The organism is Edwardsiella tarda ATCC 15947 = NBRC 105688 (genome assembly GCF_003113495.2).
Classification (GTDB): Bacteria; Pseudomonadota; Gammaproteobacteria; order Enterobacterales; family Enterobacteriaceae; genus Edwardsiella; species Edwardsiella tarda.
The window spans coordinates 2,284,164-2,308,389 of sequence record NZ_CP084506.1 but is presented as its reverse complement, the minus strand read 5'-3'; the positions used below and the strand labels follow the sequence as shown (position 1 = coordinate 2,308,389).

The 24,226-nt window shown below is 58.6% G+C and carries 23 protein-coding genes; 16 read left to right on the top strand and 7 right to left on the bottom strand.

Features of this window, described 5'->3' with window-relative positions:
- Complete coding sequence (locus DCL27_RS10720; RefSeq protein WP_035598479.1) at positions 1-408, top strand: flagellar protein FlhE; 408 nt, start codon at positions 1-3, stop codon at positions 406-408.
- Positions 409-792: 384 nt separating this feature from the next.
- Here DCL27_RS10720 and DCL27_RS10715 read toward each other — a convergent pair whose 3' ends face one another.
- The 3 genes from DCL27_RS10715 to flgA form a co-directional block, all read right to left on the bottom strand.
- Positions 793-1,215, bottom strand: a complete 423-nt coding sequence (locus DCL27_RS10715; RefSeq protein ID WP_005284281.1) for a flagella synthesis protein FlgN — start codon at positions 1,213-1,215, stop codon at positions 793-795.
- A gap of 5 nt (positions 1,216-1,220) precedes the next feature.
- Positions 1,221-1,517 carry a flagellar biosynthesis anti-sigma factor FlgM gene (gene flgM / locus DCL27_RS10710; RefSeq protein WP_005284284.1) on the bottom strand — a complete coding sequence of 99 codons (297 nt, stop codon included), beginning with the start codon at positions 1,515-1,517 and terminating at the stop codon, positions 1,221-1,223.
- A 179-nt stretch (positions 1,518-1,696) separates the two neighbouring features.
- On the bottom strand, positions 1,697-2,380 hold the full coding sequence (gene flgA, locus DCL27_RS10705; RefSeq protein WP_035598482.1) for a flagellar basal body P-ring formation chaperone FlgA: 684 nt from the start codon (positions 2,378-2,380) through the stop codon (positions 1,697-1,699).
- A 228-nt stretch (positions 2,381-2,608) separates the two neighbouring features.
- Between flgA and flgB the strand changes: the two genes are divergently transcribed.
- From flgB to DCL27_RS10640, 13 genes are all read left to right on the top strand, one after another.
- On the top strand, positions 2,609-3,022 hold the full coding sequence (gene flgB / locus DCL27_RS10700) for a flagellar basal body rod protein FlgB (protein ID WP_005284295.1): 414 nt from the start codon (positions 2,609-2,611) through the stop codon (positions 3,020-3,022).
- A gap of 3 nt (positions 3,023-3,025) precedes the next feature.
- Positions 3,026-3,430, top strand: a complete 405-nt coding sequence (gene flgC / locus DCL27_RS10695) for a flagellar basal body rod protein FlgC (protein WP_005284298.1) — start codon at positions 3,026-3,028, stop codon at positions 3,428-3,430.
- An 11-nt stretch (positions 3,431-3,441) separates the two neighbouring features.
- Entirely contained in the window at positions 3,442-4,140 is a 699-nt protein-coding gene (flgD, locus tag DCL27_RS10690; RefSeq protein ID WP_035598485.1) for a flagellar hook assembly protein FlgD, read from the top strand.
- A gap of 50 nt (positions 4,141-4,190) precedes the next feature.
- The gene (gene flgE / locus DCL27_RS10685) at positions 4,191-5,426 is read left to right on the top strand and encodes a flagellar hook protein FlgE (protein WP_005284304.1); all 1,236 of its coding nucleotides are present in this window, start codon (positions 4,191-4,193) and stop codon (positions 5,424-5,426) included.
- A 50-nt stretch (positions 5,427-5,476) separates the two neighbouring features.
- Positions 5,477-6,232 carry a flagellar basal body rod protein FlgF gene (locus tag DCL27_RS10680; RefSeq protein ID WP_005284306.1) on the top strand — a complete coding sequence of 252 codons (756 nt, stop codon included), beginning with the start codon at positions 5,477-5,479 and terminating at the stop codon, positions 6,230-6,232.
- A gap of 16 nt (positions 6,233-6,248) precedes the next feature.
- Positions 6,249-7,031, top strand: coding sequence for a flagellar basal-body rod protein FlgG (flgG, locus tag DCL27_RS10675; RefSeq protein ID WP_005284308.1), 783 nt, complete (start codon positions 6,249-6,251; stop codon positions 7,029-7,031).
- A 90-nt stretch (positions 7,032-7,121) separates the two neighbouring features.
- Positions 7,122-7,808: a flagellar basal body L-ring protein FlgH gene (gene flgH / locus DCL27_RS10670; protein WP_005292842.1), complete on the top strand. Its 687-nt coding sequence runs from the start codon at positions 7,122-7,124 to the stop codon at positions 7,806-7,808.
- A 13-nt stretch (positions 7,809-7,821) separates the two neighbouring features.
- Positions 7,822-8,961: a flagellar basal body P-ring protein FlgI gene (locus DCL27_RS10665; RefSeq protein WP_005292845.1), complete on the top strand. Its 1,140-nt coding sequence runs from the start codon at positions 7,822-7,824 to the stop codon at positions 8,959-8,961.
- Positions 8,961-9,923: a flagellar assembly peptidoglycan hydrolase FlgJ gene (flgJ, locus tag DCL27_RS10660; protein WP_035600413.1), complete on the top strand. Its 963-nt coding sequence runs from the start codon at positions 8,961-8,963 to the stop codon at positions 9,921-9,923. Before DCL27_RS10665 ends, flgJ begins: the two co-directional genes overlap by 1 nt.
- A 180-nt stretch (positions 9,924-10,103) precedes the next feature.
- The gene (flgK, locus tag DCL27_RS10655; RefSeq protein WP_035600414.1) at positions 10,104-11,762 is read left to right on the top strand and encodes a flagellar hook-associated protein FlgK; all 1,659 of its coding nucleotides are present in this window, start codon (positions 10,104-10,106) and stop codon (positions 11,760-11,762) included.
- A gap of 14 nt (positions 11,763-11,776) precedes the next feature.
- Positions 11,777-12,742, top strand: a complete 966-nt coding sequence (gene flgL / locus DCL27_RS10650) for a flagellar hook-associated protein FlgL (RefSeq protein ID WP_035600416.1) — start codon at positions 11,777-11,779, stop codon at positions 12,740-12,742.
- A gap of 216 nt (positions 12,743-12,958) precedes the next feature.
- Positions 12,959-13,546, top strand: coding sequence for a reactive chlorine resistance membrane protein RclC (gene rclC, locus DCL27_RS10645; RefSeq protein ID WP_005284333.1), 588 nt, complete (start codon positions 12,959-12,961; stop codon positions 13,544-13,546).
- A 61-nt stretch (positions 13,547-13,607) separates the two neighbouring features.
- Positions 13,608-14,456, top strand: a complete 849-nt coding sequence (locus DCL27_RS10640) for a cysteine hydrolase family protein (protein WP_005284336.1) — start codon at positions 13,608-13,610, stop codon at positions 14,454-14,456.
- 84 nt (positions 14,457-14,540) lie between these two features.
- Here the strand turns inward: DCL27_RS10640 and DCL27_RS10635 are convergent, their stop codons facing one another.
- The 4 genes from DCL27_RS10635 to pncB form a co-directional block, all read right to left on the bottom strand.
- Complete coding sequence (locus DCL27_RS10635) at positions 14,541-15,734, bottom strand: amino acid aminotransferase (RefSeq protein WP_228594428.1); 1,194 nt, start codon at positions 15,732-15,734, stop codon at positions 14,541-14,543.
- A gap of 235 nt (positions 15,735-15,969) precedes the next feature.
- Positions 15,970-17,106, bottom strand: coding sequence for a porin OmpC (gene ompC / locus DCL27_RS10630; RefSeq protein ID WP_097363995.1), 1,137 nt, complete (start codon positions 17,104-17,106; stop codon positions 15,970-15,972).
- A gap of 322 nt (positions 17,107-17,428) precedes the next feature.
- Positions 17,429-18,829 (bottom strand): asparagine--tRNA ligase, encoded by a 1,401-nt coding sequence (asnS, locus tag DCL27_RS10625; protein WP_005284344.1) that lies wholly within the window; start codon positions 18,827-18,829, stop codon positions 17,429-17,431.
- Positions 18,830-19,037: 208 nt separating this feature from the next.
- Positions 19,038-20,243, bottom strand: coding sequence for a nicotinate phosphoribosyltransferase (pncB, locus tag DCL27_RS10620; RefSeq protein WP_005284345.1), 1,206 nt, complete (start codon positions 20,241-20,243; stop codon positions 19,038-19,040).
- Positions 20,244-20,646: 403 nt separating this feature from the next.
- Between pncB and pepN the strand changes: the two genes are divergently transcribed.
- Positions 20,647-23,265 carry an aminopeptidase N gene (pepN, locus tag DCL27_RS10615; protein ID WP_035596946.1) on the top strand — a complete coding sequence of 873 codons (2,619 nt, stop codon included), beginning with the start codon at positions 20,647-20,649 and terminating at the stop codon, positions 23,263-23,265.
- Between the two features lie 111 nt (positions 23,266-23,376).
- On the top strand, positions 23,377-23,760 hold the full coding sequence (locus tag DCL27_RS10610) for a VOC family protein (RefSeq protein ID WP_035596949.1): 384 nt from the start codon (positions 23,377-23,379) through the stop codon (positions 23,758-23,760).
- The last annotated feature ends 466 nt before the right edge of the window (positions 23,761-24,226 follow it).

Sequence of the window (24,226 nt, the reverse complement as noted above, 5' to 3'; positions counted from 1 at the left end):
ATGCGCCCGTTGATCGCCTTGTTCATCTGGGGATGGCTGGCGACGGCTTGGGCCGCCGCCGGTGGCAGTTGGTCGGCGGATAGCAGCGGTTTGCAGCTCAGCCAGCAGGGGGTGGTCGCTAACCAACCGCCCTTGGCGCCCTTAGCCGGGCAGGTTCCCGCCGGGGCACGCATCGACGATGTGGTGTGGCAGATCTCGCTGTTGAGCCCCGCGCCGACGGGGCTGACGCTGCAACTGTGCACGACGCGGCGTTGCATGGCGTTGGACGGATTATCGGGGCGCTCGCTGGGATTGCGCGGTGAGCCCGCCGACAGCACGCTGCGGGTGGTGATGTGGGTCGCCGGGAAGGGCGCTATCTACCCGCCGATTAACGTGGTGAGCCAACAGGTCATCGTCAATTATCACTGAGTACAGCCATCCTGAGCCCCGCGTTTAGCGGGGCATGTGGTACTCGACTCGCCGCAGGCTAACACGCCCTCTCCCCACCCTGCGGGGAAACCCTTTCTCTCGTATGACCTCAATCGTGTGATGATCGACGGCTCGATAGACTGACATCGCCCGATTCCCCGTGGCCACGTCACGAGGCAAGCTGGTGCTGGTGCTGGTGCTGGTGCTGGCGTAGATGTAGATGCGGAGCATCGCCTAGCAAACGGGGAGCACGATGGAGAGGATATCCCCAGAGTGGTGGGATGACCCGCCGATTAACCGGGTTAGTCAGCGGGTGTCGCTTCGGAGAGCGGAGTGCGCCGTGCGCACGCGTTCCGGCGAGAGTCCTGGTGTTGGCGCAAAGGCCTAAATACGTAATTTGCGTGCGTTGAGCAAGCCACTCTGGGTCTGACCATCGGGTCCATAAAGCGCTTGGCCGTGACGGCTCTGTAGCGCACCCATCGCCTGTTGATTGTAAGACAGGTGGCGATTGAGCAGTTCGCCGTTGTGTTGGTTCATCTCATGTAGCTGGCGAGTCAGTGTCAGGATGGTCTGCCACAGTTCGGCCTGCTGCGGATCGGTATAGGGTGGCTGGGGAGCGGCATCGCGCCGCCGCTGGTCGAGATGGCGCAGATTGGCCAACTGATTCTCTTTCTCCAACGTCACGGCCTGTAGGCGTACCGCATCGACTTGACCGGCGCACAATAATTGCTGCTCCTGGGTCATCGTGACGTTGAGGGCCTGCAAGATTTCCACCATCTGTTGCAGGTGAACGACTGTGTCTGCCATTAAGCTTACTTATCCTTTAAATAGGCGAACGTATCCTGCAACAAGGCGTCGGCGATTTTACCGGTATCCATCTTCAGTTCCCCGCTGCGGATCGCCTGCTTCAACGCTTCGACGCGCGTGGTGTTGATATCGCGGCTATTCGGTTGCATCAGGCGAGCCTGGGCGTCACTCAGCTTGACCTGGGTGCCGATAACGCCTTCCTGGCTGCTGGCGACCTTGCGGGTCTGTTGCGCCGCATCCTGGGGTTCACGGGCTTGAAGGTGGCTGATGGCACTCAGCGCGGAAGTACGATCTATGCTCATCGTTATGGTCTCTCTGGTTGACCACGCCACCGAGTGTGGCGGGTGGCTATCCGGTCTTTATCTTCTTTAGCTATACCATCGGCAAATTAATCAATAACTTTAGCCAAAATGTGTCGATATTTATCTCTTTATCCCTGCGGAATAACCACACATCTGTGCCTAATCCACGGATAACAGCATTATAACGTCACCGAGAGCGTCCCTGGACCGCTGGCTTTGCCGCTGATCACCTGGCCTGAGGCCGTGCGTGCGCGTACCACGTCGGCCAGCGCCGCATTGTTCATCGCGCGGCCTTCGCTGCTGACATTGAAGCCGTCCCCCTGCGCCAAGATCTGGACCTGTTGCCCTGCGCGGATCACCCACGTGCGGCGCACCATGGTGGCGGCGATCGGTTGCCCGGCGCCGATGTTGCGTAAGACGGTGGCGCCCTCTAGACGAGTAAGATCGAGAATAGTACCGGGAGGGAGGGTGTCGAGTCGACCCTGCGTCAGACGAAATTGTGTCGCGCTGAGGTTTTGCCCACGATTTAACGCCTTGACGGTAACGGGATAGCGCCCAGTGACCTGCACCTCGGTTTGGAGATAACGGCGCTCATCGGGGCACTGCACCAATACGCTGAGACGCCCCCAACGGCGTGGTGAGGCGAGTTGGCTAATCTGCGGCTGTAGGCAATGGGGCCACTGTTCCGCCTCGGACAGGATGCGGACCTGTACCTGGTAGGTCTCGCCCGGGAACTGTTGCTGAAAGTAGGCCTGTATCGCTTGTTGCAAGGGCGCGCTTGTCGTTGCCGCGTCACAGAGCGGCACCACCAACCCTAAGGTGGCGGCGAGCGGCGCCGTCAGGCGCGATAGTCGTCGCAGCATGCTCTTTTCTCCCGGTTAAATCCCCATCACTCACAGGGTGTTTTCTGTACCCGCGGCGTTAGTTTACCCGGACAGGCTAAAAGCAAAGGCGCTAAATAGCAGGCCATTTACGCCTTATTCTCGCCATCGGCTTTACCTGAGCGGCCCTATCCTATGCACTCCAAATTGTCATTGACATAGGGTGGGGGAGCCTTTCCGCCATCCCAGCTAACCGATAGCGGAGACGGTATGCTCGATAAACTGGATGCCGCGTTTCGTTTTCAGCAGGAGGCCCTGAATCTGCGCGCGCAGCGTCAGGAGATCCTGGCTGCAAACATCGCCAACGCGGATACCCCCGGCTACCAGGCCCGGGACATTGATTTTGCCTCACAGCTGTCACGCATCCTGGAACAGGGGCGTCCTGACGGCAGCAGCATGGCGCTTTCACTCACCTCGGCACGCCATATCCCGGCGCAGACAGTGCAACCGCCGACGCTGGATCTGCTGTATCGCGTGCCGGATCAGCCCTCATTGGATGGCAATACCGTCGATATGGATCGCGAGCGTACGCAGTTTGCCGATAACAGCCTGCGTTACCAAACCGATCTCACCGTCCTTACCGGCCAGATTAAAAGCATGATGTCCGTGCTGCAACAGGGGTAATCCATGTCGCTTTTATCCATTTTTGATATTTCCGGCTCTGCGCTGACGGCGCAGTCCAAACGCATGAACGTGGCGGCCAGTAACCTGGCGAATGCCGACAGCGTAACCGGTCCCGATGGCGAGCCGTATCGCGCTAAGCAGGTGGTCTTCCAGGTGAAGCCGGGCGCGGGTGAAGAGATCGGTGGCGTACAGGTCAGCCAGGTGGTTGACGATCCCTCACCGGATCGTCTGGTCTACCAGCCGGGTAACCCGCTGGCCGATGCCAAGGGGTATGTGCGGATGCCTAACGTCGACGTGGTCGGGGAGATGGTGAACTCCATCGCCGCCTCACGGAGCTATCAGGCTAACGTCGAGGTGTTGAACACCACTAAATCATTGATGATGAAGACATTAACCCTCGGCCAATAACAGGAGGCGCTATGGCGATTTCCGTATCGCTTAACGATCCGGTTAATACCGGCTCATCCGTCAACGCCAGCAGTAAGAATGGGTTGGTGGCGGATAACAGTCAGGATCTACAGAATAACTTCTTGACGTTACTGGTGGCGCAACTGCGCAACCAAGATCCGACCAACCCGTTGCAGAACAACGAGCTGACTACCCAGTTGGCGCAGATCAGTACGGTGAGCGGCATCGAAAAACTGAACACCACCCTGGGCAGCATCTCCAGCCAGATCAACAGCAACCAGTCGCTGCAAGCCTCTAGCTTGATTGGTCACGGCGTGATGATCCCGGGGAAAACGATTCTGACGGGGAAAGGCGAGGGGGAAGGAAAGGTTAGTACCACCCCCTTCGGTTTCGAGCTGGAGAGCGGCGCTCAGAGCGTGGTGGTCACCATTACCGATAACACCGGCAAGGTGGTCAAGCAGATCGATATGGGGAGCCACAACGCCGGTGTCTTCAGCTACACCTGGGATGGCAAGGGCGAGGATGGTGTAGAGGTGCCGGACGGCGCCTATAACTTCAGCGTCAGTGCCAGTAATCAGGGGCAGCAGGTGGTGGTGCAGCCGTTGCATTTCGCCATGGTTAATGGGGTCACCCAAAGCAGCAAAGGCGCATTGCTGGAGCTGGGGCTGGCGGGGACGGCCACACTGGCGGATGTCCGCCAGATCTTGTAATCGCGGCCGGACGAGCCGGCCTTTACTGAACTTAGAGACAGGATTTTACTATGGGATTCTCTCAGGCAATCAGCGGCATGAACGCCGCCTCTAGCCAACTGGATGTCATCGGCAACAACATCGCCAACTCGCAGACCGTGGGCTTCAAATCAGGCTCCGTGACCTTCGCCGACATGTTTGCCGGCTCCAAGGTGGGCTTAGGGGTGACCGTCGCCAGCGTAAACCAAGACTTTAAAGATGGTACCACCACCACCACCAACCGTGGTTTGGATGTCGCCATCAGCGGCCAGGGCTTCTTCCGTATGCAAGATCCCAACGGTAGCGTCTACTACACCCGTAACGGTCAATTTTCCAAGGATGCCAAGGGATTCCTGACCAACGCCCAGGGGATGTACCTGACCGGTTATCCGGCCTCCGGCACACCGCCGACCATTCAGCAGGGCGCCGATCCGGTACCGATCCAGATCCCGACCGGGCTGATGCCGGCTAAGTCCACGACTCAGGGCAGCATGGTGCTTAACCTGAACTCGGCGAATAAGGCGATCGACAGTAAAACATCACCGTTCGATCCCAACAAGGTCGACACGTACACCTACGCCACCTCGATGACCACCTACGATTCGCTGGGCAACGTCCACAATATGAATCTCTACTTCGTCAAAGGGGAGTCCACCACTGGGGCTGCACCGGAGACCGCATGGCATGTCTATGCGGTAGATAGCGCGGCACCGGCTACCGATAAGCCGCAGGATGTCGGCTCGCTGACCTTCGACGCCAACGGTAACCTGATCAAGGGTGGCAAGCAAACGATCAACATGGTCGCCAGCAACGGTGCCCCGGCGCAGACCTTCACCCTCGACTTTACCGGTACTCGCCAGCAGAACACCGGTAAAGATGGCGTGACCTCCAAGACGCAGGATGGCTACAAGGCGGGTGAATTGACCGGCTACCAGATCAACGACGACGGCACCATCACCGGTAGCTACACCAACCAGCAGAAACAGCTGCTGGGCCAGATCGTGATGGCCAACTTCGCCGCGCCGGAAGGGTTGGTCTCCGAAGGCAATAACGTCTGGAGTGAGAGCGCCAAGTCTGGCCAGCCGATCGTCGGTACCTCCGGGACCAGCGGCTTGGGCAACCTGACCAGTGGCGCGGTCGAGGCCTCGAACGTCGATCTGAGCAAGCAGCTGGTCGACATGATCGTCGCCCAGCGTAACTACCAATCTAACGCCCAGACCATCAAGACGCAGGATCAGATCCTGCAGACGCTGGTTAACCTGCGTTAATTCCGCTTGACGACCGCCCGTATCGCGGGCGGCATGACGAGACGAGTTAAATGGATCACGCGATTTATACCGCGATGGGGGCTGCCAGCCAGACGCTGAATCAGCAGGCCATCGCGGCCAACAACATGGCCAACTCCACCACGCCAGGCTTCCGTGCCCAGCTGGCGGCGTTGCGCGCCGTGCCGGTCGATGGCGAGTCGCTGGAGACCCGTACCCTGGTCACCGCCTCGACGCCGATGCACGATCTGAGTATGGGCAAGCTGGACTATACCGAGCGCCCATTAGACGTCGCATTGCAGCAAGACGGCTGGCTCGCCGTGCAGATGCCTGACGGCTCCGAGGCTTACACCCGTAACGGTAGCCTGCAGATTAACCCGCAGGGGATGCTGACTGCGCAGGGGCACCTGGTGATGGGCGACAACGGCCCGATCGCCGTGCCCGATCGGGCGCAGTTGACCATCGCCGCCGACGGCACCATCACCGCACTAGGGGCGGGCGATAAGCCGAATGCCACCACCCAGATCGGCCGTCTGAAGCTGGTCAAGGCCAGCGCTCAGGAGGTGGTGCATGGCGATGATGGCCTGTTTCATCTGACGCCGGAGGCCGAGCAACAGCGCGGCGCCCAGTTGCCGCTGGATCCGACGCTGAAGGTGATGCCGGGCGTGTTGGAAGGCAGTAACGTCCAACCGGTCGAGGCGATGGTGAACATGATCACTAACGCCCGCCGTTTTGAGATGCAGATGAAGGTCATCCGCAGCGTGGATGACAACGAACAGAAAGCCAATCAGCTGTTATCACTGAGCTAACAGCGCGGGAGTTATCATGATCCGATCACTATACATCGCCAAGACCGGGCTGGAAGCCCAGCAAACCAACATGGACGTGATCGCCAACAACCTGGCCAACGTCAGCACCAACGGATTTAAGCGCCAGCGGGCGGTGTTTGAGGACCTGCTGTATCAGACCCTGCGTCAGCCGGGCGCCCAGTCCTCCGAGCAAACCACCCTGCCTTCCGGCTTGCAGCTGGGGACCGGTGTTCGTCCGGTCGCCACCGAGCGCCTGCACAGCCAGGGGAACCTGTCACAGACCAACAATAGTAAGGATGTGGCGATCAAGGGGCAGGGTTTCTTCCAAGTCACCCTGCCAGACGGCAGCCAGGCCTATACCCGCGATGGTTCATTCCAGGTTGACCAGAACGGCCAACTGGTGACCGCCAGCGGTTTTCAGGTCTCTCCGGCGATCACCATCCCGGCCAACGCCACCAGCATGACCATCGGTCGCGATGGCATCGTCAGCGTCACCGTACAGGGACAGGCGGCGGCGCAGCAGGTCGGTCAGCTGACGCTGAGCACCTTTATTAACGATGCCGGTCTGGAGAGTGTGGGTGAGAACCTCTACCAAGAGACCGACAGCTCCGGTGCCCCGACAGAGAGCACCCCAGGGCTGAATGGCGCGGGTTTGTTGTACCAGGGCTATGTCGAGACCTCTAACGTCAACGTGGCCGAAGAGCTGGTCAACATGATCCAGACTCAACGCGCCTATGAAATCAACAGTAAGGCGATCAGCACCTCCGATCAGATGCTTCAGCGTCTGACGCAGCTGTAATGTGCGGCCGACCCCGAGTGTGGGGTCGGCGTGCGCCAGCGCCAGAGGTAGCGTAAATCGACGTTAATGGCAGAAAAAGGCAGAAAAACGATGCAAAGACATTCGGGAATCGCGCTGTTATGTGCGCTGGCGTTGTCGGGCTGCGCCTATATTCCCCACGACCAGGTGGTGACCGGGCCGACGACTGCCACGCCGGCACCGGCGACGCCGCCTCGTGCCAATGGCTCCATCTTCCAAGGCGTACAGCCGATGAACTACGGCTATCAGCCGCTGTTTGAGGATCGCCGCCCGCGTAATATCGGTGACATCCTGACCATCGTATTGCAGGAGAATGTCAGCGCCAGTAAGAGCTCCTCGGCGAATGCCAGCCGTAATGGCGGCTCGAAGTTCGACTTCGCCACCGTGCCGCGCTATCTGGAAGGGTTATTCGGCAACGCGCGCGCCAACATGGAGGTCAACGGCGAGAACCAGTTCAACGGTAAAGGGGGCGCCAACGCCAACAACACCTTTAGCGGAACCATCACCGTCACCGTGGCCGATGTCCTGTCCAACGGCAACCTGAAGGTGGTCGGTGAGAAGCAGATCGCCATCAACCAAGGCACCGAATATATCCGCTTCTCCGGCGTCGTCAATCCGCGCACCATCAGTGGCAATAACTCGGTGCCATCGACGCAGGTGGCCGATGCTCGCATCGAATATGTCGGCAGCGGCTATATCAATGAGGCTCAGAACATGGGCTGGATGCAGCGTTTCTTCCTCAATCTCTCCCCCTATTAATAGGTATTTGGCTATGGGTAACGTTAGACAATCCCCGCGCTGGCGTCGCGCCAGCGTTTGGCTCGGCGGCCTGTTACTGGCGCTCGGGCTGGTGAGCCAGGGCGCGTGGGCTGAGCGTATTCGCGATCTCACCTCTATCCAGGGCGTGCGTAATAACGCCCTGATCGGCTACGGCCTGGTGGTCGGGCTGGATGGTACCGGCGACCAGACCATGCAGACGCCGTTTACCACGCAGAGCCTCAACAACATGTTGTCGCAGCTGGGGATCACCGTGCCTGCTGGCACCAACATGCAGTTGAAGAACGTGGCGGCGGTGATGGTCACCGCCAATCTGCCCCCCTTCGCCAAGCCGGGGCAGGCCATCGATGTGGTGGTCTCCTCGATGGGTAATGCTAAGAGCCTGCGCGGCGGGACACTGTTGATGACCCCGCTGAAAGGGGTCGACAACCAGGTGTATGCCTTAGCGCAGGGCAACGTGCTGGTCGGTGGGGCCGGGGCTTCGGCCGGCGGCAGCAGCGTACAGGTGAATCAGTTGTCGGGGGGACGTATCAGCGGCGGTGCCACTATCGAACGCGCGGTACCGACCACCTTCGGCAACGGTAACGTCATTAACCTGGAGCTGAACAACGAGGACTTCTCTCTGGCGCAGCGTATCAGCGATGCGATTAACCGCGCCAACGGCTTGGGGGCCGCCACGCCGCTGGATGCCCGTACCGTGCAGGTACTGGTGCCGCAGGGCGGTAGCAATCAGGTGCGCGTCTTGGCGAACATCCAGAATATCGAGGTTAATGTCGGCACCTTCGACGCCAAGGTGATCATCAACTCGCGTACCGGCTCGGTGGTGATGAACCGCAACGTCGAACTGGATTCGTGCGCCGTCGCTCAGGGAAGCCTGTCGGTGGTGGTCGATCGCCAGATGAACGTCAGTCAACCGAATACGCCGTTTGCTGGCGGTCAGACGGTGGTGACGCCGAACACGCAGATCTCGGTCAATCAGGGTGGCGGCTCGCTGCATCAGGTTCGGGCAGGCGCCAATCTGAATAGTGTGGTGCGTGCGTTGAACGCCTTGGGTGCGACGCCGAACGATCTGATGTCGATCCTGCAAGCGATGCAGAGCGCAGGCTGCTTGCGCGCCAAGTTGGAGATCATCTAATGGCCGACGATAGCCTGGCGTTTAGCAGCGCCGCCTACGATGCGCAGGCGCTTAACTCGCTGAAATACAGTGCAGCCAGTGGTTCCGATAAGGCGCTGCGCGAGACGGCGCGTCAGATGGAGGGCATGTTTCTCCAGATGATGCTGAAGAGCATGCGCCAGGCGACGCCGCAGGAGGGGCTGCTCGACAGCGAGCAGAGTCGCCTCTATACCTCGCTGTACGACCAGCAGGTCGCCCAGGAGATGGCGGCGGGGAAGGGGATGGGGATCGCCGATATGCTGTATAAGCAGATGCGTGGCGCCCATCATCCCCAGTCGGCGATCCCGGACAGCGTGGGCGTCGCGCCGATGGCGCTGGATGGGGAAACGATCAACAGTATGCCGGTACGGGCATTGGAGCAGGTGATGCGCCGCGCCATGCCCCGTATTCCGCAGACTGGCTCGGCCTTGCCATTGCCTAACAGCAATGGTGAGTTTATGGCCCAACTGAGCCTACCGGCACAGTTGGCCAGTCGGCAGAGCGGGATCCCGCATCAGCTGATCATGGCACAGGCCGCATTGGAGTCGGGGTGGGGGCAGCGTGAGATCCCGATGGCGCACGGCGGACGCAGCTATAACCTGTTCGGCATCAAGGCGGGCAAGAATTGGGAAGGGCCGACGACCGAGGTGACGACCACCGAGTATGAGAATGGGGTCGCGGTGAAGACCCGTGCCCGTTTCCGGGTGTATGGCTCTTACTTTGAGGCGATCAACGACTATATCGGCCTGCTGACGAACAATCCACGTTATGCCGCGGTGGTGAACGCCGATACCCCAGAGCAGGCGGCTCATGCCTTGCAGCGTGCCGGTTACGCGACCGATCCGCATTACGCCAATAAGCTGGTTCAGCTGATCGGCCAGATCAAACAGGCTGGCCAGCGGGTCGTTCAAGCCTATACCCACGATCTGGCCAACTTGTTTTGATTTATTTTTCACCGCATGGAGCGTGTGCTGCGGCGCGCGTCTCCGGCGCTGAATGTGGCGGTTACCCGGGATGAGTGCCACAAAAAAGATTCAAGTTTTTTCTCCCCCTGCCGATACAAAAAATAATAGTAAAAGCCCGCCGGTCCTGGCGGCAGGCTTTTTTAGCGCATAGGAAACCGCATGGCCAACTTAATTAATAACGCAATGAGCGGATTGAACGCCGCGCAGACGGCGCTGGCTGTCACCAGCAATAACATCAACCACGTATACACTGCCGGTTATAATCGCCAGAGCGTCAGCTTCGCCGAAAATAATGGCACCAGCACCCCGGCCGGTTTTATCGGCAACGGCGTGGTGGTCAGCGGGATTAACCGCGAATATAACCAGTTTATCGTGAATCAGCTGCGTCAGGGGCAGAGTACATTGGCGACGACGGCGACCTATCATCAACAGATCTCACAGATTGATGATCTGTTGGCGGATAGCACTAACAGTTTGTCTGCCAACATGCAGAATTTCTTTAAAAATCTGCAGAACCTGGTCAGTTATCCGAGCGACTCTGCCGCGCGCCAGACGGTGATCTCCAACGCGAATGGCCTGACGGCTCAATTTAAGACCACCGATGCCTATCTGCGTAATCTGGAAAGCAACACGAACCTGACGGTGAGTAATAGCGCCGAGCAGATCAACGATTATGCCAAGCAGATCGCGAGTCTGAATAACCGCATCTCCGAACTGACGGGTGCCAGCGGCGGCACCGCCCCCAACGATCTCTTGGATCAACGCGACCAGATGGCCAGCGAGCTGAATCAGATCATTGATGTCGATATCAGCATGCAGGATGGGGCGATGAACATCTCCTTTGCCGGTGGTCTCTCTCTGGTGCAAGGGGGTGATGCCTATGGTGTGAAGGCGGTGCCTTCCAGCAGTGATCCGTCTCGTACCACACTGGCTTATGATCGGGGTAATGGTCTGAGCGAAGTGCCGGAAGCGCGCATCCGTGGCGGCAGCCTGGCGGGCGTCTACCGTTTCCGCAGCGAGGCGCTAGATAACACCCGCAACCAGTTGGGGCAGATTGCGCTGAGCATGGCGCATGCCTTTAATCAGGTGCAGGCCGAAGGGGTGGATCTCAACGGCGAGAAGGGCGGTGATCTGTTCGGTTTCGCGCAACCGGAAAGCCTGGCCAATGGCAATAACACCTCTAAGGCTTCACTGTCGGCCAGCTACGAGGACATCGACAAGGTGCAGGCCACCGATTACCGCGTCGACTTTAAGGATGGTAAGTGGAACATCACCCGTCTGGCCGATGGTAGTCAGCAGACGGTGACCCCAGAGAAGGATGGCAGCGACACGGTGCTGAAGTTCGATGGGCTGAAGGTCAAGATTAACGATACGCCGGCAGAGAACGACAGCTTCAAGCTGCGTACTACCTCCACCGTAGTCAGCGGCTTCGATGTCAAGATTAGCGATCCGGCTAAGATCGCTGCGGCTAGCCTGGCCTCTGGCACGGGTAAGGATCATGAGGTCGGTGACAATACCAACGCGCAAAAGATGTTGGATTTGCAAAATAAAAAGCTGGTCGGTGGTAAGGCGACGCTGAGCGGCGCCTATGCCGGTCTGGTGGGTACCGTCGGTAACCAGACCAATAGCTCCAAGGTTGACAACAAGGCGCAGGAGAACGTGGTGAAGCAGTTGACCAAGGCGCAGCAGTCAGTCTCTGGGGTGAACCTGGACGAGGAGTATGGCAATCTGGTGCGTTTTCAGCAGTATTACATGGCGAACTCGCAGGTGATTCAGACGGCCACGACGATGTTTAATGCGTTGCTGAGTATTCGATAAGGGAGCACTGCGCCATGCGTTTAAGTACTAGCATGATCTATCAACAGAATATGAATGGCGTTCTCGATGCGCAGTCCGAGTGGCAACGCATCGGTGCACAGATGGATAGCGGTAAAAGGGTTATCGTCCCGTCGGACGATCCGCTGGCCGCCTCTCAGCTGGTTGGGCTGAATCAGGCCAAGTCGATGAATGAGCAGTATGGTATGGCTCGAGGTTATGCCCGCCAGAGTACCTCGATGGAAGAGAGTGTGCTGCAACAGGTGACTAACGTCATGCAGAACGCCACGCCGGTGTTGGTCGATGGGATGTCCTCCGGTACCAAGAGCGACGACGACCGTGCGGCGATCGCCACACAGCTGGAGAGCATGCGCGATCAGCTGATTAACCTGGCAAACAGCACCGACGGTAACGGGCGTTATATCTTTGCCGGTTATAAGAGCGATAAAGTGCCATTCACCAAGGGAGCTGACAGTAAGGTCACTTATTCCGGCGGTGATAAGGCATTGACCCAGCAGGTGGATGCGGCGCGTACCATGACCGTGAGCCACACGGGCAACCAAGTGTTTCGGAGCGCCTCCAGCAATCCGATCAAGGAGCCGGATGGCTCGGTGCAGAGCGATATTTTCGCCTCCCTGCAGAAGGCGATCGATGCGCTGAAGACGCCGCTGGCGGGGGCGGATGACGCCACCAAGCAGAAGGTGGATGATGACTTGAATTCCGCCAACCGTGGCTTGCGTAACTCACTGAATAACGTCTCGCAGGTACGGGCAGAGCTGGGTACCCAGTTGAATGAGTTGGACTCACTGGATGCGATCGGCGATGAAAACGCGATCACCTATAAGACGCGCATCAGTAACGTGCAGGATGTGGACTGGACCCAGGCGGCTACCGAGTATGCGTTACGCCAAGTCTCGCTACAGGCCTCGTATAAGGTCTTCTCCGATATGCAAGGGATGTCGCTGTTCCAGATGGCGCGCTAAGCATCTCCATCACTGAATTTGCTCTTTGACGCGGCCTTCGGGCCGCTTTTTTTTTTGCCGGTGATTCGTCTTGGGGGAGGGAAAAGGGCGGGGACGATCACAGCACACTCTCTCTGAGACGCGGCCGCAATAGGCTGAGACGTTGTCACATGTTGTTACATCGCTGCCTTGGGTATAACGGATGAGGTTTATTTATCCCCTTAAGGAGCACTTCTCATGTCGACACTCTATTCGCGCCTGGCGCACCAACAGGCGCTCGCCGCCACGCTTTGTCGTCTGGCTATCGCCTTAGTCTTTCTCTGGATCGGTCTGTTGAAGTTTATCCCCTATGAGGCCGACAGCATCGTCCCCTTTGTCGCCAATAGCCCGTTCATGTCCTTCTTCTATAACGATCCTACTCACTATGCCTCGTTTATGAATCACGAAGGTGAGCTGATCGAGGCGAACCGTGCCTGGCATCAGGCCAACAATACCTACGGCTACTCCAGCGGATTGGGGGTGATCGAGGTACTGTTTAGCCTATTGATCCTGGCGCACTATATTTCGCCCCGCATCGGCTTCTGGGGGGCGACGCTCGCCTTCCTGACCCCCTTCGTCACCCTGACGTTCTTGATCTTTACCCCGGAAACCTGGGTGCATGGCGCCGACGCGCATACCGGCTTCCCCTATCTCTCTGGTGCCGGACGACTGGTGCTGAAGGATGTGATCATGCTGGCTGCGGCCTTTGTGGCCATGGTGCATTCGGCCCACTGCATCGTCGCATCCTCCCGAACACGCCAGGCGCACCTGCGCGCTTCGGCATGAGGTAACGCCCCAACGGCGGGGCAAGTGAGTTCATTATGGCTTATCACAACAAGGAAATCGTATGAATCAGAAGACAGCAGCGCAGTCGGAACAGCCTATCACACGGCGTGCCGCGATGGGGAAAGGGGTGAGGTTGGCGGTCGCCGGAGTGGGACTCGCGGCCGTGGGATCGACGATGGCGCAAGCCGCCAGCGGTGCTAAGCGCCAGGCCGATCCCTATGCGGAGCCGAAGGCATATGGCTTGCCGCGTCCGGGGGTCAACCTACAGAAATCCCAGGTGGCGCTGGTGGTCGTCGATCCTCAGGTCGATTTCCTGAGCCCTCAGGGCGTCGGCTGGGCCGTGTTGCAGGAGAGTGTGACGGAGAATAATACCGTCGCGCATCTGGAGGCGCTGTTTCGCCAGGCTAAGCGCCAGGGGATCGTGGTGGCCGTCTCCCCCCACTACTACTATCCCTACGATCATCAGTGGTTGTTTGGCGGGCCGGGCGAGCACTTTATGCATAATACTCATATGTTCGACCGTAAGGGGCCGTTGACGCTGGAGGGATTCAACGACTCGGGGGCCGATTTCATGCCGCAATTTAAGCCCTATATCCTGGATGGTGAGACCATCATCGCCTCGCCGCACAAGATCTTCGGTCCGGAGAGTAACGATCTGGTGCTTCAGTTACGCAAGCGCGGGATCTCGCAGATCCTGCTGGCAGGGATGGCGGCTAACTTGTGTATCGAATCGCATCTGCGTGAGTTGGTGGAGCAGGGGTTCGAGGTGGTGGTGGTGAAAGATGCGACCGCCGGGCCGCGCGCCCCGGAGGGGGACGGCTATCAGGCGGCCTTGATTAACTACCGTTTCATCGCCAACGATCTGTGGACGACGGCGGAAACGCTCCAACGTATGGCGGCCCTGGGGTAATGACGCCCGGCGAGGCCGTTAAACCACCGGAATAAAAAACGGCGGGCCGCCCGTGGGCTCCCGCCGTATGTGGCATCGCCGCGCTTACTTCAATACGGCGACGATAGCCTCGCACAGCGGTGCCATGTTGTCTGGCGTCATGCCTGCGACGTTGACGCGGCCAGAGTTGACGGCGTAAACCGCGAACTCCTCGCGTAGGCGACCGACTTGCTCTTTGCTCAAGCCGCTGAAGGAGAACATGCCATTCTGCTGGGTGATAAAGCTAAAGTCCTGCTCGGCCCCCTTCTCTTGCAGGGTATTCACGAACAGTTGGCGCATGCGCTGGATGCGTTGGCGCATGTCGGTCAGCTCTTGTTCCCACATGGTGCGTAGCGCGTCGTTGCCTAGGATGGTGGCAACGATGGCGCCACCGTGTGCCGGAGGGTTGGAGTAGTTGGCCCGGATCACCGCCTTGATCTGGCTGAAGGCATTGGCGGCGCTGCCGCTGTCGGCGGCGATCAGGGTACAGGCCCCGACACGTTCGTTGTACAGGCCGAAGTTCTTCGAATAGGAGCTGCAGACGATCAGCTCATCGTGGCGTGCCGCAAAGATACGCAGCCCCAGGGCATCCTCTTCCAGGCCGTTAGCGAAACCTTGGTAGGCGAAGTCGAACAGCGGCAACCAACCGTTGCAGCGTGACTGCTCGGCCAGCATCTCCCACTGCTCGGCGGTCGGATCAATGCCGGTGGGATTATGGCAGCAGCCATGGAACAGAGCCACATCGCCAGGCTGCGCCTGAGACAGGCTCTCTTGCAGTGCGGCGAAGTCCAGACAATGGTTGGCGGCGTCGTAATAGGCATACTCGCACACCTCGAGTCCGGCGGCGGCGAAGACACTCTTATGGTTCGGCCAGCTGGGATTGCTGACCCAGACACGCTTGGCTGGCGTTTTCTTGGCGAGAAAGTCGGCGGCGACACGCAGCGCGCCGGTACCGCCAGGCGTCTGGGCGGCGTGCGCCCGGTTAGCTAAGAGAATCGGGTTCTCCTGACCTAACAACAGCTCCAGCGTCCGCTGACCGAAGGCGGCGATGCCATCGATGCTCAGGTAGTTTTTGCTGGTTTCATGCTCCAGTAGGTATTGCTCAGCCTTTTTCACGCTGGTCAGTACCGGGGTATTGCCACTTTCGTCTTTGTAGACGCCGATGCCCAGGTTGATTTTGTGCGGGCGCGCATCGGCGCGAAACAGGTCGGCCAGCCCCAGGATTGGATCGGCGGGTGCAGCAGGGATGTTTTCAAACATGCGAGAGCTTCCATGTGTCCAGTTAAGCCAGTGAAGCGACAGATTACCGCTATGGACAATCCTTGCCAACCGTTTGGCTGAAAAAGACGATAAAGTGGCGAGTAAGGGGCAGATGGCGGAATTAATGCTGTAAAAACAATTGGCAACGGCGGAGATTCGCAGAGATGTCACCATAAAAAAGCAGGGCCGAAGCCCTGCTCTTGATGCTCTTACACAGCCTGAGGCTGCGTCGAGATTAGAACTGGTAGATCATACCAACGCCAACGATGTTGTCGGTGCTGATACCGTTGTCTTTGTAGAACGCGTCGTTGCCATCCAGCAGGTTGATCTTGTAGTCAACGTAGGCGGACATGTTCTTGTTGAAGTAGTAGTAGGAACCCAGATCCAGGTATTTAACCAGATCTTTGTCTACGTTAGCGGCAGTACCCAGCTGCTTGCCCTTAGACTGCAGGTAGGCGATGGACGGACGCAGGCCGAAGTCGAACTGGTACTGAGCCACAGCTTCGAAGTTCTGGGTCTTGTTAGCGATACCGCCGTTACCATACGGGGTCATGTTCAGGGTTTCGGCGTACATGGCGGCTACGTAGACGTTGTTGGCGTCATACTTCAGACCAGTGGTCCAGGCCTGAGCCTTATCACCAGTAGCTACACCGCTAGTGTTAGGCTTGAGATATCCACGTTTCTGATCCAGGGTACGGTTAGAGGAGGAGAAGGCCGCCGCGGCGCTTACGCCCCAGCCCAGATCGTAGGAGGCAGACATACCGAAGCCGTCGCCATTCTGCTTGGACAGCTTGTCACGACCGTTGTTGCTCTCGTCGCTGTTGCCGTTTTTACCCTGATACTGCAGGGCGACGTTCAGGCCGTCAACCAGGCCGAAGAAGCCGTTGTTACGGTAGGTGGCCACGCCGTTGGTACGGCCGTTCATGAAGTTGTCGGTGTAGGTGTAGGAGTCACCACCGAAGACCGGCAGTACGTCGGTCCAAGCTTCGACGTCGTAGACTACGCCGTAGTTACGGCCGTAATCCAGGGAGCCGAACTCGCCATATTTCAGACCGGCGAAGCCCAGACGGGTCTTGTTGCCTTCCTGGCCGATAGCCGGGTTGCTGTCTTCGGAGTTGTTAGCCTGGAAGTTGTATTCCCACTGGCCGTAACCGGTCAGTTCGCTGTTGATCTGGGTTTCACCTTTGAAGCCAAAGCGGGCATAGGTAGCATCGCCGTCTTCAGACTTGTCAGAGCTGAATACGTGACGGGCGTCGACTTTACCGTACAGGCTAACTTTGTTGCCGTCTTTGTTGTACATCTCGGCCGCGTTGGCCGCGCCAGCAACCAGCAGAGCCGGGATTACCACTGCAAGAATATTGCGTTTCATCATTGTTACCCTCATTGGTTTTATTTTTTTGACACCTGCCACTGCCTAATTTGATCCCGTTGGGATTTTTTTAACCCTCAGCGGAACTAAGCTAGAGAGTATGGTGTCTTCCTGTGTCTGGATGGCAGTGTTCCATCCACACCGATGATAATCCATAGGCAAAATGATACAAATATCTTATAGCAGTAACATAATGAAATAATGTGTATCAAAATGTAAAAATTAGGGAACTTTGTGACAGAGGTCTAAGTTTAAAAAAGCGGGGGTCAGCTTAGCTGACCCCCGCTTTTGTTAGTGAATCGTAACGCGCCGATGGCGTGTTAGATCAGAATGTTGCGTTGCGTGGTGTGCGTGGGAACGGGATCACGTCGCGTACGTTCTGCACCCCAGTGACATAGGCGACCAGACGTTCGAAGCCGAGGCCGAAACCGGAGTGCGGTACGGTGCCGTAGCGGCGCAGATCGCGGTACCACCAGTAATCCTCTTTCTTCAGCCCCATCTCATCCAGACGCTTGTCCAGCATATCCAGACGCTCTTCACGCTGGGAGCCCCCGATGATCTCACCGATCCCCGGCGCCAACACGTCCATCGCTGCGACGGTCTTACCGTCTTCGTTTAGACGCATATAGAAGGCTTTGATGTCTTTCGGATAGTTTTTCACCACCACCGGCGCCTTAAAGTGCTGCTCGGCCAGGTAGCGCTCATGCTCGGAGGAGAGATCGACGCCCCAGAACACCGGGTTTTCGAACTGCTTACCACAGCTTTCCAGGATGGTAATCGCATCCGTGTAGTCGACCTGGGCGAAGTCGGAGGTGATGAAGCGCTGTAGCCGCTCGACCGCATCTTTGTCGACACGCTGGGCGAAGAAGGCCATGTCGTCGGCGCGCTCTTCCAGCACCGCCTTAAACACATATTTCAGCATCCCTTCGGCCACGCCGGCGATGGCGTCCAGATCGGCGAAAGCGACTTCCGGCTCAACCATCCAGAATTCGGCCAGGTGACGGCTGGTATTGGAGTTTTCAGCGCGGAAAGTCGGACCGAAGGTATACACCTTGGAGAGCGCACAGGCGTAAGTTTCCCCGTTCAGCTGACCCGATACCGTCAGGAAAGCCTCGCGGCCGAAGAAGTCTTCGTTGTAGTCCACCTTGCCGGCGGCGTCGCGTGGCAGGTTTTCCATATCCAGGGTAGAGACACGGAACATCTCACCGGCGCCTTCGGTATCGGAGGCGGTGATCAGCGGGGTAGAGACCCAGAAGTAGCCGTTCTCATGAAAATAGCGATGGATAGCCTGCGCCAGGGTGTGGCGCACGCGGGCGACGGCTCCGATCAGGTTGGTGCGCGGACGCAGGTGAGCGACTTCACGCAGGTATTCGATGCTGTGGCGCTTAGCCGCCATCGGGTAGGTATCCGGATCTTCGACCCAGCCGACCACGCGGATGCCTGTCGCTTGCAGCTCGAAACTCTGCCCCTCGCCCGGCGAGGCCACGACGCGACCGCTGACTTCCACCGAGCAGCCGGTGGTCAGGCGCAGCACTTCATCTTCATAATTCGGCAGAGAATTATTCACGACGGCCTGTAACGGATCAAAGCAGGAGCCGTCATAGACGGCGAGGAAGGAGATACCAGCTTTAGAATCTCTCCGGGTACGTACCCAGCCACGAACGGTGACCTCAGTGTCTACCGCCACGCGGCCTTGCAGTACGTCGACTACAGGCACTACGCTCATAGATTTCTCTCTTTATAATGATCTTGATTGACAAATAACCTTGCCCCCTCATCGATCAAGGGCATGATGCTATGTTACTTGTCATGCAAACAGACACAAGCGGAATTAAGCCCCGTTGAGGTAACTTTTTCGTGTCATTGCCCCTAATTATGGGGTGAGTGGGGGGAAAACCGGTGCCACACCGCATGGCATCGCACCGGATAAGGGATCAGCTGGCGCGTTTGACCAGCGGCAGATCGAAGGCTTTGCGCAGCGCCTTGACGAAGGCGGCATCCTGGCAGATGGTCTTACCCGGACTATCGGAGAGCTTGGCGACCGGTTTGCCGTTGCATTCCACCAGTTTGATGACGATGTTTAGCGGCCGTACTCCGGGCAGATCACAGGTCAGGTGAGTTCCGATGCCAAAGCTGAGGCGAATACGGCCATGGAAGTGGCGGTAGAGCGCCAAAGCCTTCGGCAGATCCAGACTATCGGAGAAGACCAGCACCTTGTCGCGCGGATCGATGCCCAACGTCTCATAATGGGCGATGGCCTTCTCGCCCCAGGCGATCGGATCTCCCGAATCGTGGCGTAGCCCCTGGTAGTGGCCGGCGAACTGGCTACCAAAGTCGCGCAGGAAGGCATCCATGGTGATGCAGTCGGTCAGGGCGATCCCCAGTTGATCGGGGTACTCATCCAGCCAAGATTGCAGCGCCGCGCGCTGGCTGTTGGCCAGTACCGGGCAGATCTGTTGGTGAGCCTGGAACCATTCATGCGCCTGGGTGCCTAACGGCGCCAACCCCATTTGTTTGGCAAATAGGTAGTTGCTGGTGCCGCTCAGGTAGGGGAACTCCTGCTGTAGGGTCGTCAGGATGGCCTGATGCACCGCCCGCGAGAAGCGGCGCCGGGTGCCAAAGTCCATCAGGCGAAAGCCGCTGAGATCGACATCGCTGCTCAACTGACGGAACGACGCTAAACGGCGCTGTAGCTGTGCGATGGCGATCTGTGGGGTGATGTGCGGGGAGCGATGGCGATGTACCACTTCGCTGATCACCGCCAGTAGCGGCACCTCCCACAGGATCACCTCGCGCCAGGGGCCACTGATGCGGATCGTTAACCGACCGCCCTCGTTACGGATGACGACCTGTGCCGGGTCGAGTCGCAGGGTACGCAGCCAATCGAGGTAGTCACGCTGGAAGAAGGGCAGGGCCGCCAGATAGTCATACTCATCTTGGCTCAGGGTCAACTGCCCCATCAGTTTGACCTGGCTGGCTATCTCGTCGGCATATTCCCCCAGCAGTTCGTCGCCACGGCAGCGAAACTCCGCCGCCACGCTGACATTGCGGTAACGGTGGAACACCGCCTGTTGCATATGCAGTTTATAGGCGTCGGTGTCCAGCAGCGAAGTGATAATCGGGGAGACATCTTGAGTCATGGCGCGTTACTGCATCCTCGTCAGGGATTATTGACAAAAGTCGAAGGAGTATACCTAGTTTATGCGCAGAATGAACCGATAATCTACGCAAACGGTGGCCGATAGGTCGCGGATTGGGCGCCGGTCCGACGCCACGAGCCGGGAAAAATCCAGGCCTCTCTCTGCCGTTACGGGCGAGGCGCGTACGCACCATAGCACTCTGAGCGTGTTATCCCGCCGCGTGCGGCTATATAGTATGGAACAATCCCATCGCACAAGATATGCTGCGACAATAAGGGGTGTGGCGCCGCGTAGCACGGTGTCCGCACAGATCGCGTAGGTGGCGGGGAGGCATCCCGTCTCGACGGGTCGCGCACCCACCCGCCCACTGCCGCCCAGCCAAAGAGAGCCAACAAGGGTAGCTATGACTCAACAACCACAGGCGAAGTATCGCCGCGATTATCAAGCGCCGGATTACACCATCACCGATCTGGATTTAGACTTTGTCCTCGACGCCGACCTCACCACGGTGACGGCGATCAGCCAGGTTCGACTGCTGGGTAGCCCGGGTGCACCGCTGGTGCTGGATGGCGAGGCGCTGACCCTGCGCTCGCTGGCCGTGGATGGTTTGCCGTGGAGCGACTACCGGATTGAGGGTAATCAGCTGATCATTCAAGGGGTACCATCCCAGTTTACCCTGACCATCGTCAACGAGATCTACCCGGCGCAGAACAGCGCCCTAGAGGGGCTCTACCAGTCCGGCGAGGCGCTATGCACCCAGTGCGAGGCCGAGGGGTTCCGCCACATTACCTACTATTTGGATCGTCCCGATGTCCTGGCCCGTTTCCGTACCCGCATCGTGGCGGATAAGGCGCGCTATCCTTATCTACTCTCTAACGGTAACCGGATCGAGCAGGGCGAGCTGGCGGATGGCCGCCATTGGGTACAGTGGGAAGATCCGTTCCCCAAACCCTGTTATCTGTTCGCGCTGGTGGCCGGTGACTTCGATCGGCTGAGCGATACCTTTATTACCCGTAGCGGGCGCAGCGTCGCGCTGGAGCTGTATGTCGATCGCGGTAACCTCGACCGTGCCGAGTGGGCGATGACCTCGCTGAAGAACGCCATGCGTTGGGACGAACAGCGCTTCGGCCTGGAGTACGATCTGGATATCTACATGGTCGTGGCGGTGGATTTCTTTAATATGGGGGCGATGGAGAACAAGGGGTTGAATATCTTCAACGCCAAGTTCGTGCTGGCCAAGGCGCAGACCGCGACCGACAAAGATTACCTGAATATTGAATCGGTGATCGGCCATGAATACTTCCATAACTGGACCGGGAACCGCGTGACCTGCCGTGACTGGTTCCAACTGAGCCTCAAAGAGGGGCTGACGGTGTTCCGCGACCAGGAGTTCAGCTCTGACTTAGGCTCACGGGCGGTCAACCGCATCGACAACGTGCGCGTACTACGCGGCGCCCAGTTCGCCGAGGACGCCAGTCCGATGGCACACCCGATCCGGCCGGAGAAGGTCATCGAGATGAACAACTTCTATACCCTAACGGTGTATGAGAAGGGGGCCGAGGTGATCCGTATGCTGCATACCCTGCTGGGCGAAGAGAAGTTCCAGGCCGGGATGCGCCTCTACTTTGCGCGCCATGACGGCAGCGCCGCCACCTGCGATGACTTTGTCCAGGCGATGGAAGACGCCTCGGGCATCGAGCTGACGCTGTTCCGTCGTTGGTATAGCCAATCCGGTACGCCGCTGTTGACGGTACGCGACGAATACGACGCCGAACGGCGCCAGTATCGCCTGTATGTCACCCAGAGCACACCGGCGACGGCCGATCAGGCCGATAAGCAACCGCTGCACATCCCGCTGGATATCGAACTGTACGATGCCGATGGCCAGGTGATCCCCTTGGTGATGGATGGGCAGGCGGTCGGCAACGTCTTGAGCGTGACCGAGTCGGAGCAGAGTTTTGCCTTTGATAATGTGCCGCAGGCGCCGACACCGTCGCTACTGCGTGAGTTCTCCGCGCCGGTACGTCTGGAATATCCCTACAGCGATCAGCAGCTGACGTTCCTGATGCAGCATGCCCGCAACGACTTCGCGCGTTGGGATGCGGCACAGATGCTGTTGGCCAAGTATGTGCGTCTGAATGTCTCCCGTAGCCAGCAGGGACAGCCATTGTCGTTGCCCGAGCATGTGGTGACGGCCTTCGGCAACGTGTTACGCGACGAGCAGCGCGATCCGGCGTTACGCGCCCAGATCCTGACGTTACCCTCCGAGGTGGAGATGGCCGAGCTGTTCAGCCTGATCGACCCCGAGGCCATCGCTCAGGTCCATCAGGCGATGACCCGTCTGCTGGCGCAACAGTTGGCCGGGGAGTGGTTGGCGGCCTACCATCAGAACGCGACGTCGCTCTACCGTATCGAGCATGGCGATATCGCCAAGCGCGCGCTGCGCAATGTCTGCCTGCGTTATTTGGCCTTCGGGCCCGATGTGGCGCAGGCGGATGCCTTGGTCAGCGCGCAGTATCACCAGGCCGACAACATGACCGATGCGCTCGGCGCGCTGTCGGCGGCGATGGCGGCACAATTGCCGTGCCGTACTGCGTTGATGGATGAGTTCGATCAGCGCTGGCATCAGGATGGGTTGGTGATGGACAAGTGGTTTACCCTGCAGGCGACCGCCCCGGATGATGACGTTCTGGATCGTGTGCGTCAGTTGTTACACCACCGCGCCTTTACCTTAAGCAACCCGAACCGGACGCGTGCGCTGGTCGGTGCCTTTGCCCAGTTGAACCCGCGTGCCTTCCACGCTCCCGACGGCTCCGGTTATGCCTTCCTGACGGCGATCTTGAGTGACTTGAATCGCCGTAACCCACAGGTCGCCGCTCGCATGGTGGATCCGTTGATCCGTTTGAAACGTTACGACGAGGGGCGCCAAGCGCTGATGCGTAAACAGTTGGAGACGTTGTTGGCATTGGATAACCTCTCTGGCGATCTGTATGAGAAGATCACCCGGGCGTTGGAGTCCTGATCGTGGGATGACTGCCCTATCTCTACCGGCTCTCTGGGCCGGTATTTTTTTGCCTGCGCCCCGGGCGGGGTGGCGTGGCCCGGCCTAGCGTGTTTTATCAGGAGGTGAGGAATGGTAATTACAGGAATCGATCACGTGGTGATCACCGTGGAGGATGTCGAGCAGACGCTGGCCTTCTATGTCGATGGGTTAGGCATGACGTTGGAGCGGCGCAACGATCGTCTAGCGCTGACCTTCGGTAATCAGAAGATCAATATTCACCGCCGCAAGGCGGAGTTTACCCCGGCCGCGCGTCAGGTGACCTACGGTAGCTTGGACATTTGCCTGTTGGCGCAGGGGGATATTCAGCAGATTAAGCGGGAGCTGGAGGCGCGTGGGTTGACGATTGAGTTGGGGGTGGTGCCGCGTACCGGCGCCTGCGGGCCGATCGATAGCCTATATCTGCGCGATCCGGACGGTAATCTGGTCGAGATTAGCGTCTATCGAACGGTGTGAGGGAGACGTCGGACTTTCGCCATCATGCCCGCGACTCGGCGCCGCAGGCCCCCCTCGGGGGCTCTGTGCTATTTCTATTCTTGCCTTCTATTCTTGCCGACATAGCGCGTCACCGGCGCTGCGCGCGCCGCTGGCCCCTATCCAATCATACGATTCGGCTAGGCTGAGCCATGGCGTGACACGCCCGGTGGGCTCTGTGGCGTGTCGTCTCGTGACGGCATGAGGCGGGGCGGCGTTAAGGTTAGCGCCCAGGTAACCACGCCTTCTCCATGATTGATGACTAACGGTGTGACACAGAAGTCGGTGAGCGGTCGGCGGCCGTGGTCACTTCGCTCGGTGTAATTGTCTCGCGAAGTGAGGGCGCCTGATATCGTTCCCGTTAATATGGTAATCAGGATAATGATCGAGGCGGCGATTAGCCGCGTGCTAACCCTATCGGGCGGGGGGTAAAACGTTTGCCTTTGTC